Raw genomic sequence first — 13,526 nt, 5'->3', positions numbered from 1 at the left:
CGCATGTCCGAAGTCGTGGTCGTCGGTTCGTTCAAGGCAGAGCCCGGTAAGGAGGCGGAAGGGCTGGAGGCCTTCAAGGCCCTCGTCGCCCCCACGCACGCCGAGGACGGCTGCATCCTCTACTCACTGCACCAGGGCGTCGACGACCCCTCGCGCCTCACGTTCATCGAGCGCTGGGAGTCCCGCGAGGCCCTGGACGCGCACCTGAAGACGCCCCACGTCGCCTCGGTCCTCGAGCGCGCGCAGGAGCTGTTCGGCGACAGCGGCGACATCACCGTCTACGAGGCGGTGCCGGGCGGCGAGACGCGCAAGGGCTCGCTCGCCGCCCACGCCGGCTCGGCCGGCTAGACGTGGATCCCGCCTGAGACCTCGATCCGCTGCCCGGTGATCCAGCCGTTGCCGGGCCGCAGCAGGTTCGCGATCGCGGCGCCGATGTCGTCGGCGACCGCGATCCGCCCGAGCGGCGTGAGCGCCTTCAGGTGCTCCTGGAACGCGGGCGTGTCGCGGATGACGCCGTCTGAGAAGTCGGTGGCCACCGGACCGGGCGCGATCACGTTCGCCGTGATCCCGCGCGGCCCGAGCTCGGCCGCCAGATAGCGGGTGAGCACCTCGACGGCGCCCTTGACGGCGCCGTAGACCGCGCGCTGCGGCGAGGTGAAGCGGGCGAGCCCGCTCGACAGGTTGACGATCGACCCGCCGTCGGCGAGCAGCGGCAGCAGCTGCTGGGTGAGCAGGATCACGCCCTTGAAGTGGACGTCGACGAGCGCGTCGATGTCCTCCTCGGTGACGTCGGCGATCATCCCGCCGCGCGAGAAGCCGCCGTTGTTGACGAGGAAGTCGACGGTGTCGCGCTCGAAGTGGGGGAGGACGTCGCGCACGGCGTCGGCGAAACCGGCGGGGCGCGCCACGTCGAGCTCCAGCGCGACCGCGCGCCGGCCGAGCGCTTCGACCTCGGCGACGAGCGACGCCGCCTCCTCGGGGTGCGAGCGGTAGGTGGCGATGACGTCGACGCCGTCGCGGGCGAGGTGCAGGGCGGCGCTGCGGCCGATGCCGCGGTTGGCTCCGGTGATGAGGGCGAGCTTGGTCATGGACCGCATGCTGCGCCGGCGGGACGCGCGCGACCAGAGACCGCTTCAGCCAGGGACAAGCTGTCCCTGGTTGCGCCGGTCGCTCGCGCGATCATGTGCCGGGATGGACCGTGACGCGCTCGCCGACTTCCTCCGCCGCCGCCGCGCGGCGCTCCAGCCCGAGGACGTCGGGCTGCGCGCCGGGCCACGCCGGCGGACCAGCGGGCTGCGGCGGGAGGACGTCGCTGCACTCGCGCACATGTCGACCGACTTCTACACGCGCCTGGAGCAGCGGCGCGGCTCGCGCCCGTCGGAGGCGATGGTCGCGTCGATCGCCCGCGCGCTGCGGCTGACCCTGGACGAGCGCGACCACCTGCTCCAGCTCGCGGGCCACGTCCCACCGCCGCGCGGGCGGCGCAGCGACCACGTCACGCCCGCGCTGCTGCGCGTGCTGGACCGGCTGGACACGCCCGCGCAGATCGTCGACGACCTGGGCCACACGCTCGCGCAGAACGCGATGGGCGAGGCGCTGATGGGCGTGCACGTCGGCGACCAGAGCGTGTTCCGGCGCTGGTTCATGGGGGACCCGGCGGAGCGCGCGCTGTGGCCCGAAGCGGACTGGGACCTGCATTCGCACCGGTACGCCGCGGGGCTTCGGGTCGCCTACGGGCGCGACGAGGAGGCGCGCGCGTTCGTGGACGGGTTGCTGCGTGAGAGCGCCGAGTTCGCGCGCGTCTGGGCCGAGCACGAGGTCAAGCTGCCGAACAGCACGCGCAAGCGGCTCGCGCACCCGCAGGTCGGCCTGATCGAGCTCGACTGCCAGATCCTCACCGCCGAGAACCAGACCGAGCTGCTCGTCGTCTTCACCGCCACGCCGGGCACCGAGGACGCGGAGAAGCTCGCGCTGCTGGGCGTGATCGGCACCCAGCAGTTCGCCTCCTAGAAACTTCTCGGCGGGCGTGTATCAGGGGCCGGGTGGGTGGCTCTGTGTCGGCACATCCTCCCCACCGATTGGAGCACCCGGCCATGCGCCTCAACCGGACCTTGATGTCCACGATCGTCGTCTCGACCCTCGCGCTGAGCGCCACCCCGGCGCTGGCGCAGGAGAAGCGGTCCGAGGTCGCCGACATGACGGCGGCCATCTCGCGGGACCTCGGCCTCTCACCGGAGCAGGTCAAGCTCACCGCCGAGCAGCAGGCCCGCGCGATCGCGATCGACGAGCGGCTGCAGAAGGAGCTCGGCGACCAGATCGCGGGCACGTACTTCGACGCCAAGAGCGGCCAACTGATCGTCAACCTCACCGACCGCAGCCTGCTCGAGACGGTCAAGGGCGCCGGCGCGACGCCCCGGCTCGTGCAGAACAACCTCAAGCAGCTCGGCCTGGCGCTGAACGCGCTGGGTGGGCCGGACACGTCCCCCGAGAAGCGTGAGGTCATCAAGTCCCAGAGCCAGTTCGCGGCGCTGTCGATCGACCCGATCAGCAACACCGTGAAGATCACCGCGACCAAGGAGCAGGCCGGCGCCGCGCGCGAGGCGATCGCCAAGTACGGCGACCTCGTGTCCGTCGAGACGATCGACGAGCTGCCCGAGCCGACCGTGAACTTCCTCGACGGCGGCGACGGCTACAACGGCAACAACTGCTCGGCCGGCTTCAACCTCCGCAACCCGTCCACTGGAGCCAAGTTCCTGCTGACCGCCGGCCACTGCCTGAGCAAGGGCGACTGGGTCACGGGCCAGGGCGGCGTCTTCTTCGGCACCACGCTCGAGAGCTGGTTCCCGAGCTATGACGACGCGCTCGTCCGCAACCAGAACACCGGCTACTGGATCCAGGGCCCGTGGTTCGACTCCAACCCGTCCAACGGCGCCTTCCACAGCTTCTCGGGCATGACCGACTCGCCCGTCGGCACGATCGTCTGCAAGGCCGGCATCAAGACCAAGTTCACCTGCGGCTTCATCACCGCCAAGAACGAGGACGTCACCTACAGCACCGGTGAGACGATCTTCGACATGACGCGTCACAGCGCGTGCGTCGAGCCCGGCGACTCCGGCGGGTCGGTCCTCTCCTACATCGGCGGCAGGTTCCGCGCCGAGGGCGTGACCAGCGGCGCCCGCCTGCGCCGCGACGGCGACGGCATCCGCCGCTGCCTCTCCAAGTTCGGCGAGCAGAACGTCTCCTGGGCCTTCCCGGTCGTCGACTCGATGGCCTACTACGGCCCGAAGTACGGCGCGACGCTCTGGTAGACGCGCACGGGCTGTGGGTAGGGGCGGCGCATGGCGATGGAGGCGCCGCCCCTCCCTGAGCATCTCCAAGTCGAGGTCAGCGGCGCGTGCAACCTGCGCTGCCGGATGTGCCTCGTCCGTTACGCGCCCTCGGTCGGCAGACGCGAGGGCGCGCTGGCGTACGAGGACTTCCTCGCGCTGGTCGAGTCGGTGCCGACGCTGCGCCGGCTCACGCTGCAGGGGCTGGGCGAGCCGCTGCTCTCGCCGCACCTGCTCGACATGATCCGCTTCGCGGCGGCGCGTGACGTGCACGTCGGCTTCAACACCAACGGCGTGCTGCTGCGCAGCGGCGTGGCGCGGGCGCTGGTCGCCGCCGGCACCGGGCACGTCCACGTGTCCCTCGACGGCGCGACCGCCGCCACCTACGAGGACGTGCGGCACGGCACCGGGCTGGAGCGGCGGCCGGGGCAGTTCGAGCGCGTCGTCGACAACCTGCGCGGGCTGATCGCGGCGCGCGGGGCGCAGCGCCGGCCGCGGACGGTGCTCGTGTTCGTCGCCATGCGCCGCAACGTGCGCGAGCTGGTGGCGCTGGTCGAGCTGGCCGCCGACATCGGCGTCGACGAGGTGTGGGTGCAGAACCTCTCGCACGTGTTCTCGGACACCGACCCGGCGGGCGCCTACGAGGCGATCCGCCGCTACGCCGAGGACGAGGCGCTGTTCGCCGACGAGGCGACGGCGGAGCACGCCCGCGAGGTGTTCACCGCGGCCGCGGCGCGGGCGCGTGCGCTCGGCCTCAAGCTCCGCCTGCCGCTGCTGGAGGAGCCGGCGGGCGGCGGCTGCTCCTGGCCGTGGGAGGGCGCGTACGTCACCCACCGCGGCCACGTCCAGCCGTGCTGCATGGTCATGGGCTCCGACCGCGCGACGCTCGGCGACCTCGGCTCCGCGGCCTTCCCGGAGATCTGGCACAACGACCGCTACCGGCGCTTCCGCCGTGCGCTCGCGGGCTCCGAGCCGCCGGACGTGTGCGCCGGCTGCTCGGAGTACCGCGGCGTCTTCTAGACCGGCTGGCTGACCGCGATCACGCCGCCCTGCGGGTCGGCGATCACGGCGTTGCGGAACCCGGGCGCGTCGGTCGGCGGCATGATCAGCGCGCCGCCGAGCTCGGTGGCCCGGGCCGCGAGCGCGTCCACGTCGTCGGCGCGGAAGTTGACCGCCCAGTGCGGCGGCACGCCGCCCTCGGTGGCCGTCATGACCGCGACGACGTCACGCGGGAGCGCCTGTCCGGGCTCGCCGCCCTCGTGGCCCGGAAGCCGGAACAGCGTCAGCGGCGTTCCGGGCAGCGGCTCGGCCTCCCAGCCGAACAGCGCGTAGAACGCCTCCGCCGCGGCCGGGTCGGGCGAGTGCAGCGCGCTCATCGCCCAGCTGCCGGGCGCGCTGACGACCTCGGCCGCGTGCCGGTCGGAGAGCCCGAACGGCACGCCGGTGGGATCGGCGACGACGGCCACGCCGTCGGTCGGGCCGACGAGCACGCTGCCGCCTTCCTGGCCGACGACGGTCAGCGTCACCTCGAGCGACTCGACGCGCACGAACGTGCCCCAGAACGCGGCCGGCGACCCGGGCGGCGCCTGGCGGATGCCGGCCACCCGCCGCCCGTCGAGGCGCGCGATGCCGGCGTCCACCTCCCAACCCATCAGCGCGCCGTAGTACGCGGCGGCCGCCTCCGGGTCCGGTTGCGATGTCTCGACCCAGCACGGGACGCCCGGCGGGTACGTGGTGCGATGACTCAAAGAATGCTCCTTGCTTGAAAGGCTGAATGCGAAACGGCAGGGACGGGCGGGCCGCTGCTGGAGCAGCCCGCCGGTCTGATCACGTGGCCGTGACGGTGTTCAGCTGTCGTGCGCGGAGCGGACGATGCGGCCGACGTTAGCGGACGCGCATCCCGCGCGCCTCGTCCCAGTGCAGCTCCTTGGACCGCTTCTTGAGCGGTGCGTCCGCGCGGGAGATCTTCGCGCCGCCCTTGGTGTCCGGCGGGCAGATCGCGATGTAGCGGGCGTAGCCGCCCACGCCACCGCCGAACTTCGGGTAACCGATGTTGACGAGGCAGCCGGTCTCGGGCACGGCGGAGAGGTTGTTGACGCCCTCGGCCTGGGTGTAGCCGTTGTGCATCAGCCAGGCCTCGCCCTCGAGCGTGGGCGTGGTGTCGGTGTCCAGCGGCTCGTGGCCGTGGAAGAGGATGTGGCGCTTCTGGTGCAGGAACTTGATCGCCTTCAAGGACACGCCCGGGAAGACCGGGTCGGCGGCGAGCGCCTTGGCCTTGACCGGGTCGGTCGTCCACTTCTTCGACCAGTCGCTGCGGACCATCACGACCGAGCCCTCGGGGATGCGGCCGTGCTCCTTCTCCCAGGCGGTGATGTCGGACACCTGCAGGTGGTAGTCGCCCTTCTTCTTGACCTGCGGCACGATCGAGATGACGACCAGCGGGCGGACCGCGAACGTGGCCGGCAGCTCGTCGATCGCCGGGTACTCGGGCGCCCAGTGCGCGGGCGGGTCGAGCTGGGTGCCGAACTGGTCGGTGGAGAGCGTGTACTGCGTCGCCTCGAAGCCATCGCTGGCGAAGGTGTACGGCTGGCCCGTCAACGGGTTGACGGTGGGCTTGAACGACGATGGGCCGAAGCCCTTCCACACGGGCTGGAACGGCGTCAGCGTGTGGGTGAGGTCGATGTAGCGCGACTTGCTCAGGACCTCGGTGTAGGCCTGCCACAGGTCGGACGGCTCGTCCTGCGCCACGGCCGGCGCGGACCCCGCGCCCAGGGCGAATGCCGCCACGGCGACAGCGCTGGCAACCCGGTTCCCTCTCATGGTTCCCCCTTCGGATGTGACCCGGAAGCGCGGAAGACTACGCCTTGAGGAGCGCCTCCACGTCGGGGCGGCAACCGCCGCAGCCCGTGGCTGCGCCGGTGTGCTCGGACACCGCCGCGACCGTGGTCAGCTTCCGGTCGCGTATGGCCGCCACGATCTCGCTGCGGGACACGGTCTGGCAGGAGCAGACGAGGTGGTCGGCGGGCGCGTCGCCGGTCGGCGGGCCCGACTCCAGCAGCGCCTCGGGCACCGCCTCGCCGCTCGCGATCAGGCCGCGCAGCGCCCGCGCGTCGGCGACGTCGCCGAGCAGCGTCGCGCCCGCCAGCGCACCGTCGCGCAACACCAGCTTGCGGTATCGCTCGCGCCGTGAGTCGAGCGCGATGACCTCCTCCGCGAGCGGGTCCGGCTCGGCGGCGGCGCCCGCGCAGAAGAGGTCGATGCCGGCCACCTTCAGCGTCGTCGCGGGCACCGCGCCGTGGAACGCGTTGGGTCGGCCGGCGATCGCGGCGCCGGCCGCGCGGGCCTGCTCGAGCACCGGTGCCCACAGCCCGTAGACGACGCCGCGGTGCTCGGCGCACTCGCCGACCGCCCACACGCCCGGCGCGCTCGTGCGCAGGTTGTCGTCGACCAGCACGCCGCGCCCGACCTCCAGGCCGGCGTCGCGCGCGAGCGACACCTCCGGCCGGATGCCGGTGGCGAACACGACCAGGTCGGCGGGCAGCGCCGTGCCGTCGTCGAGCGTCACCAGGTGGGCCGGAGCGGCACCGGCGGCCGGGACGGTCGCTGCGTCGTCGGCGCGCGCCGCGCGGGCGGTGGCGCGCCCGTCGACGACGGCCTCGGTGCGCCGGCCGCAGAGGACGTCGATGCCGAGCGCGCGGATCCGGCGTTCGAGCAGCCGCGCCGCGAGCGGGTCGAGCTGGAGCTCCATCAGGCGGTCCGCGAGGTGCACGACGGTCACGTCGACGCCCTGCTCGCGCAGCCCCCGCGCGGCCTCCAGGCCGAGCAGGCCGCCGCCCACGACCACGGCGCGGCGAGCACTGCCGGCCGCCTCGCGGATCGCGCGCATGTCGGCGAGCGACCGGAACGCGAACACGCCGGGGCGGTCGAGACCGGGGATCGGCGGCAGCCATGGCGCGGAGCCCGTGGCGAGGACGAGGTCGTCGTACGCGACGACGCCGCCGTCGGCGAGCTCGACGGTACGGGCGCGCAGGTCGATCCCGCGCACGCCCGCGCCCAGGCGCAACGTCGTGCCGTCGGCCTGGTGCAGCGCCAGGCGCGCGTCGTCGATGTCGCCGGCCAGCGCCTGCGAGAGCAGCACGCGGTTGTAGGGCGCGTCGTCCTCGCGGCCGATCAGCGTCACGCGCCGGCCCGGCTCGTGCGCGAGCACGGTCTCCGCGACCGCGTTGCCGGCCATCCCCGCCCCGACGATCACCACGTGGCGCCCGCCGCGCGCCGGCAGCACCTCGGCCGCGACCGGCTCCAGCCGTACCGCGCACGCCTTCAGCTCCGGCTGCTTGGACACGGGGTCGATCGCCCGCGAGGTCACGTTGTTGAGCGCGCCCTCGCCGGCGGCGAGATGAAGCGCGCCCCAGTGGAACGGCGCGAACACGACCCCGCGCGGCACGTTCTCGCTCACCCGCAGCCGCAGCACCGCCGACCCGCGGCGGGAGCGCACGCGCACCTTCTCCGGCAGGCCCTCCGCGTCGGCCGGGTGGACTTCGACGAACGGGTGCGGCTCGGCGTCGAGCAGCGCCTTGGACTTGCCCGTGCGGGTCATCGTGTGCCACTGCTGCGCGACGCGGCCCGTGGTCAGCACCAGCGGGAAGTCGGGCGTCACCGCATCGGCGGGCTCGGTGTGGGGCGTGGGGGCGAGCCGCGCGCGGCCATCGGGGGTCGGGAAGCGGCGGGACGCGTACAGCCGCTCGGTCCCCGGATGGTCCGGGGACGGGCACGGCCACTGGATCGGCCCCTCGCGGCGCAGGCGGCTGTGCGAGATGCCGGTCTGGTCGCACACGCGGCCCTCGGTCGTCTGCACGTACTCGGCGTGCACGGCCGCGGCGGTGCGCCACGGGAACGCGGTCGGGTGGCCGAGCGCGCGCCCGACGCGGGTGAAGATCTCCCAGTCCGGCAGCGCTTCGCCGGGCGGGTCGAGCGCACGCCGCACGAGCGACACGCGGCGCTCGGAGTTGGTCATCGTCCCGTCCTTCTCCGGCCACTGCGCGGCGGGCAGGATCATGTGCGCGAGCGCGCCCGTCTCGGTCGGGAAGTACGCGTCCTGGCAGACCACGAGCTCGGCGCGCCGGAGCGCCGCCGTGAAGCGCCCGGCGTCCGGCTGGGAGACGACCGGGTTGGTGGCGACGACCCACAGGACCTTGATCCGGTCCTCCTCGAGCGCCTCGACCAGCTCGGTGGCCGCGATCCCCGGCTCGGGCGCGATCCCGGGGGAGTCCCAGAAGCGCCCCATCCACGCGCGGTCCTCGGCGTTGCTCACGCTCCGGTACCCCGGCAGCAGCGTGGACAGCCCGCCCGTCTCACGCCCGCCCATCGCGTTCGGCTGGCCGGTCAGCGACAGCGGGCCGGCGCCGGGCCGTGCGATGTTCCCGGTCGCCAGGCAGAGGTTGATCAGCGCGCGGTTCTTGAGCGTGCCGACGGTCGACTGGTTCGCGCCCATCGACCACAGCGCCATCGCCCGCTTGGAGGAGCCGAACCGCCGCGCGGCCTCGACGATGTCCTCGGCGGGCACGCCGCACACCTCGGCCGCGCGCGACGGGGACCAGTCGGCGGCGACGGTCAGCGCGTCGTCGGCGCCGCGCGTGTGGCGGTCGAGGAAGCGCCGGTCGAGCAGCCCGTCGCGCTCGAGCACGTGCAGCATCGCGTTGAGCAGCGGCAGGTCCGTGCCCGGGCGGACCGGGAGGTGCAGCCCGGCGTGCTCGGCGGTCGGCGTGCGGCGCGGATCGGCGACGATCAGGAACGCGCCCTGGCTGCGGATCCGGTTCCAGACGATCGGATGGCAGGACGCCGCGTTGGAGCCGAGCAGGAACAGCACCTCGGCCTCCTCGACGTCCGCGTACGACGGTGGCGGCCCGTCCGAGCCCAACGCGCCCGTGTAGCCGGCGACCGCGCTGGACATGCACAGACGCGAGTTCGAGTCGAGGTTGTTCGTGCCCAGGAAGCCCTTGGCGAGCTTGTTGACCGCGTAGTAGTCCTCGGTCAGCAGCTGGCCGGAGATGTAGAACGCGATCTCGTCGGGACGCACGCCCTGCAGGCGCTTCGCGAGGTCGTTGACCACCGAGCGCCACGAGGCCGGCCGCCAGCGGTCGTCGAGCGACGCGCGCCGCAGCGGCGTCGTCGCGCGGTCGGGCGCGTGCACGGCCTCGGGCAGCCGGGTCGGCTTGCGGCAGGTCGCGCCGCGGTTGACCGGGTGCTCGGTGTCCCCGCGCACGGAGACGAGCCGCCCGTCGCGGACGTCGGCCACCAGGCCGCAGCCGACCCCGCAGTACGGGCACGTCGTCTTCACGCGAGCCGCACCCAGAGCGCTCCGTCCTCCTCGCGGATCTCGTGCACGGCGACCGCCTCGTCGCCGTTGAGCGCGAGCCCGGTCGTCAGGTCGAAGCGCCGGCCGTGCAGCGGGCACGTCACGCACGAGTCGGCGACGATGCCGTCGGCCAGCGGGCCGGCCGCGTGCGGGCAGTGCGCGTCGATCGCGGCCAGCCCGTCCGGCAGCCGGAAGATCGCGATCCGGCGGCCGTCGACCGCGGTCGTGCGGCCCTCGAGCATCGGCACGTCCTCGACGCGCCCGACGAGGGTCCAGGTGGGGTCGGCGATCGCGGTCATCGGGCTCCCTCCGCGGGCGGACCGACGAGCTCGGGCTCGCTGTCCAGCTCGGCGAACTGCTTGGGGTGGACGGGGGTGTGGCGCTCGCGCCACGGATCGGGGTCGGCCGCGGCCTTGGCGATCCGGTAGCGCTCGATCAGGCCGTCGAGGTCGGCCATGACCGCCTCGCGCACCGGCTCGATCCCGACGCGCTCGATGTACGCGTAGGTGCGTTCCAGGTACTCCGCTGACTCGCGGTAGTGCTGCAGGAAGGCCAGGCTCAGGCGGATCGCCTCGTCGGACGTGTCGACCGTGGCGAGCAGGTCGCCCTTGCGGACGGTCGCGCCCGCGGCGCCGCCGACGTAGATCTCCCAGCCGCCCTCGACGGCCACGAGCCCGATGTCCTTCACGTACGCCTCGGCGCAGTTGCGCGGGCAGCCGGTCACGGCGCCCTTGACCTTGTGCGGCGTGTAGAGCCCTTCCATCGCGCGCTCGAGCTCGATCCCGACGCCCATCGCGTTGCCCAGCCCGAAGCGGCAGAAGTCCGTGCCGACGCACGTCTTGACCGTCCGCACCGCCTTCGCGTAGGCGTGCCCGGACGGCATGTCGAGCTCCTCCCAGATCGCCGGGAGCTGCTCCTTCTTGACGCCGAGCAGGTCGATCCGCTGGCCGCCGGTGATCTTGATCAGCGGCACCTCGTACTTGTCGGCGACGTCGGCGATCCGGCGCAGCTCGTCGGCGCTGGTGACGCCGCCGCGGATGCGCGGCACGACCGAGAACGTGCCGTCGTTCTGGATGTTCGCGTGGACGCGGTCGTTGATGTAGCGCGCGTGGCGCTCCTCGCGGTGGCGGTTGCCGCGGATCTCGCTCACGAGGTAGGAGAGCCCGGGCTTGCAGGCGCCGCAGTCACGGCCGGCACCGCACGCGGCGCTCAGCTCGGACACGGAGTCCAGCTCGCGCTCGCGCACCACCGCGGCCAGCTCCTCGCGCGTCTGGCGCCGGCACGGGCACAGGAACGTCGCCTCCTCGGCCGCGCCGCCGCGCTCGTTGGCGAGCAGCTCGGACACCATCGGCTTGCACGAGCCGCAGCCCGCGCCGGCCCGGGTGACGTTGACGACCTCCAGCGTGGAGCCGAGCCCGCCCGCGCGGATGGCCTCGACGATCTCGCCCTTGCAGACGCCGTGGCAGTTGCACACGCGGGCGCTGTCGGGGAGGTCGGCCGCGGTCGCCTGGCTGGCTTCGGCGAGCAGAGCGAGGGGGTCGTTCGCCTCGCGACCGGTCCGGACCGCGTCCATCAGCAGCTCGGCGCCGCGCGTGTCGCCGAGGAGGATCGTGCCGATCGTGCGGCCCTCGCCGTCGACGACCAGCTTGCGGTACGTGGCGTCGTCGGCGACGACCACGGCGCGCGCGCCGTCGGGCGCGCCCGCGGTCACGAGGTCCACGCCCATGACCTTGAGCTTCGCGGTGGGGATCGAGCCGGTGTAGGCCGACGCGACGCCGCAGATCGTGTCCGCGGCCACCTTCGCCTGCTCGTGGATCGGCGCGACGATGCCGTGGACGACGCCGCGGTGCTGCGCGCACTCGCCGACGGCGAGCACGCGTGGGTCGGAGGTCACCATGGCGTCGTCCACGACGATCCCGCGCTCCACGGTCAGCCCGACGGCGCGCGCCAGGTCCACCTGCGGCCGGATGCCGACCGAGATGACGACGGTGTCGGCCGGCAGGAACCGGTCTGCGAGGCGGACGCCCTCAGGCGTGATCTCCTGCGTGTTCGCCTCCAGCAGGACCTCGACGTCCAGCGCCTCCATGGCCGGGGTCAGCAGCTTCGCCGCGCCTTCGTCGAGCTGGCGCTCCATCAGCCGGTCGACCAGGTGGACGACGGTCGTCTCGCAGCCGAGCGAGGCGAGCCCGTACGCGGCCTCCAGGCCGAGCAGCCCGCCGCCGATGACCACGGCCCGGCCCTTGGCGGCCGCCAGCGCGGCACAGTCCTCGGGGGAGCGGAAGACGTGGGCGTGCTCGGCGCCGGGGATCGGCGGGACGAGCGCGTCGCTGCCGGTGCAGACGACGTAGCGGTCGTAGCCGGCGAGCTCGTCGATGCGCGTGTTCAGCAGCACCTCGACGCCGTGGTCCTCGAACCAGCTCGCGGGGCGCAGCGTGAGCGTGTCGGGCTCCGCGCCGTTGACCAGCAGCGTGGAGAGCGCGACGCGGTCGTAGGGGAGGCGCGGCTCGGCGCACGCGAGCGTGAGCTCGATGTCGCGGTTGCGCTCCCGGATCGCCTCGACCACGGCCTGGCCGGCGATCCCGCCGCCGATCACGAGGACCTTCATGCCCGGGCTCCAGCCAACGCGACCGTGCTCGGCCGCATCGTGGTGATCAGCGCGATCGCCGCCGCGACCGCGATCGCCCCGAGGCCCGGCCCGAACGAGCCGAACGCGTCTTTGACGACGCCGAGGATCGTCGGCAGGAAGAACCCGCCGAGCCCACCGGCGGCGCCGACCAGGCCGGTGAGGACGCCGATCCGCTCGCGGTAGCGCACGCCGACGAGCTGGAAGACCGCGCCGTTGCCGACGCCGAATGTGCCCATGGCCAGGATGAACGCCGTGGCGGTGGCGGCCAGCTCGGGGAGCGCCGAGGTGAAGAGCAGGAGCGCCGCGCCGACCGCGTAGACGCCGGTGAGGACGGTCGTGCCGCCGGCGCGGTCGGCGAGATAGCCGCCGAGCGGGCGCAGGAGCGACCCGAGCGCGGCGCCGACCGCGACGAGCGTGGCCGCGTCGACCTTGGAGATCCCGTACTGGTCGCGGAAGAAGATCGGCAGGAAGCTCGCCAGGCCGACGAACGTGCCGAACGTGACGGCGTACAGGCCGCACAGCCGCCAGGCGTCCTTCTCGCGCAGGATGTTGCGCAGGTCGCGGGGGCGCACCGGCGTGGCGGGCGCCGGCGGCTCCTTGGCGAGCAGCGCGAACGCGATCCACACGAGCGTGACCGGGATCAGCGCGAGGCCGAACACCGCGTGCCAGCCGTACGCCTCGGCCAGGCGCGGGGCGAACAGCGTGGTGAGCACCGTGCCGGAGTTGCCGGCGCCCGCGATGCCCATCGCCAGCCCCTGGCGCTCGGGCGGGTAGTGGCGGCCCGCGAGCGGCAGCGCGATCGCGAAGCTCGCGCCCGCGACGCCCAGCAGGACGCCGACGCCGAGCAGCGCGCCGTACGAGCTCGCCAGCTGCCAGCCGCAGACGAGCGCGATCACCACGAAGGCCATCGAGATCAGGCCGACGCGACGCGGTCCGTAGCGGTCGCCGAGCAGGCCGAGCACGATCCGGAAGGCCGCCGCGGACAGCAACGGCACGGCGACCATCAGGCCCTTGGCTGCAGTCGACAGGCCGAGGTCCTCGCCGATGTAGGCCCCCAGGGCGCCGAGCAGCACCCAGGCCATGAAGCTGACGTCGAAGTGCATGAGCGCGGCGGCCAGCGAGGGGGCGTGACCGGCGGTTCGGAGTTCCCTCAGGTGCATGGCTGGACCGTATGGCGAGGGCTGAGCGGGTCCATCCGACCGCCGGTCGGACATGTGGT

Annotated in this window: 11 protein-coding genes; 4 read left to right on the top strand and 7 right to left on the bottom strand. The window is 73.3% G+C overall.

All coding sequences use genetic code 11. The features are described 5' to 3' along the window. Positions 1–3 precede the first annotated feature (3 nt). The gene (locus tag C8N24_RS02760; protein WP_170178804.1) at positions 4–348 is read left to right on the top strand and encodes a putative quinol monooxygenase; all 345 of its coding nucleotides are present in this window, start codon (positions 4–6) and stop codon (positions 346–348) included. Here C8N24_RS02760 and C8N24_RS02755 read toward each other — a convergent pair. Continuing rightward, on the bottom strand, positions 345–1,088 hold the full coding sequence (locus C8N24_RS02755; protein WP_121247771.1) for an SDR family NAD(P)-dependent oxidoreductase: 744 nt from the start codon (positions 1,086–1,088) through the stop codon (positions 345–347). The genes C8N24_RS02760 and C8N24_RS02755 overlap by 4 nt on opposite strands. Positions 1,089–1,191: 103 nt before the next feature. On the opposite strand from C8N24_RS02755, the gene C8N24_RS02750 reads away from it, so the two are divergent. The 3 genes from C8N24_RS02750 (at position 1,192) to C8N24_RS02740 (ending at position 4,346) form a co-directional block, all read left to right on the top strand. After that, entirely contained in the window at positions 1,192–2,010 is an 819-nt protein-coding gene (locus C8N24_RS02750) for a helix-turn-helix transcriptional regulator (protein WP_121247769.1), read from the top strand. A gap of 104 nt (positions 2,011–2,114) precedes the next feature. Then, positions 2,115–3,308, top strand: a complete 1,194-nt coding sequence (locus C8N24_RS02745) for a S1 family peptidase (RefSeq protein ID WP_147447586.1) — start codon at positions 2,115–2,117, stop codon at positions 3,306–3,308. 30 nt (positions 3,309–3,338) lie between these two features. After that, positions 3,339–4,346: a radical SAM protein gene (locus C8N24_RS02740; RefSeq protein ID WP_121247764.1), complete on the top strand. Its 1,008-nt coding sequence runs from the start codon at positions 3,339–3,341 to the stop codon at positions 4,344–4,346. On the opposite strand, the gene C8N24_RS02735 is transcribed toward C8N24_RS02740, so the two are convergent. The 6 genes from C8N24_RS02735 to C8N24_RS02710 all read right to left on the bottom strand — a co-directional run bounded on the left by C8N24_RS02735 (position 4,343) and on the right by C8N24_RS02710 (position 13,467). Then, entirely contained in the window at positions 4,343–5,074 is a 732-nt protein-coding gene (locus C8N24_RS02735) for a VOC family protein (RefSeq protein ID WP_121247761.1), read from the bottom strand. The genes C8N24_RS02740 and C8N24_RS02735 overlap by 4 nt on opposite strands. A 136-nt stretch (positions 5,075–5,210) precedes the next feature. Beyond that, complete coding sequence (locus tag C8N24_RS02730; RefSeq protein WP_121247759.1) at positions 5,211–6,146, bottom strand: cyclase family protein; 936 nt, start codon at positions 6,144–6,146, stop codon at positions 5,211–5,213. Positions 6,147–6,183: 37 nt separating this feature from the next. Beyond that, on the bottom strand, positions 6,184–9,663 hold the full coding sequence (locus tag C8N24_RS02725) for a molybdopterin-dependent oxidoreductase (RefSeq protein WP_170178803.1): 3,480 nt from the start codon (positions 9,661–9,663) through the stop codon (positions 6,184–6,186). Beyond that, positions 9,660–9,980, bottom strand: a complete 321-nt coding sequence (gene nirD / locus C8N24_RS02720; protein WP_121247755.1) for a nitrite reductase small subunit NirD — start codon at positions 9,978–9,980, stop codon at positions 9,660–9,662. Before nirD ends, C8N24_RS02725 begins: the two co-directional genes overlap by 4 nt. Beyond that, a complete protein-coding gene (nirB, locus tag C8N24_RS02715) occupies positions 9,977–12,286 on the bottom strand; it encodes a nitrite reductase large subunit NirB (RefSeq protein ID WP_121247753.1) in 2,310 nt (769 codons plus the stop codon). Before nirB ends, nirD begins: the two co-directional genes overlap by 4 nt. Beyond that, on the bottom strand, positions 12,283–13,467 hold the full coding sequence (locus C8N24_RS02710) for an MFS transporter (RefSeq protein ID WP_170178802.1): 1,185 nt from the start codon (positions 13,465–13,467) through the stop codon (positions 12,283–12,285). The genes nirB and C8N24_RS02710 overlap by 4 nt, the downstream gene beginning before the upstream one ends. Between the last annotated feature and the right edge of the window lie 59 nt (positions 13,468–13,526).

The sequence above is a fragment of the Solirubrobacter pauli genome (assembly GCF_003633755.1).
Classification (GTDB): domain Bacteria; phylum Actinomycetota; class Thermoleophilia; order Solirubrobacterales; family Solirubrobacteraceae; genus Solirubrobacter; species Solirubrobacter pauli.
This window is presented reverse-complemented; position numbering and strand designations above follow the sequence as displayed.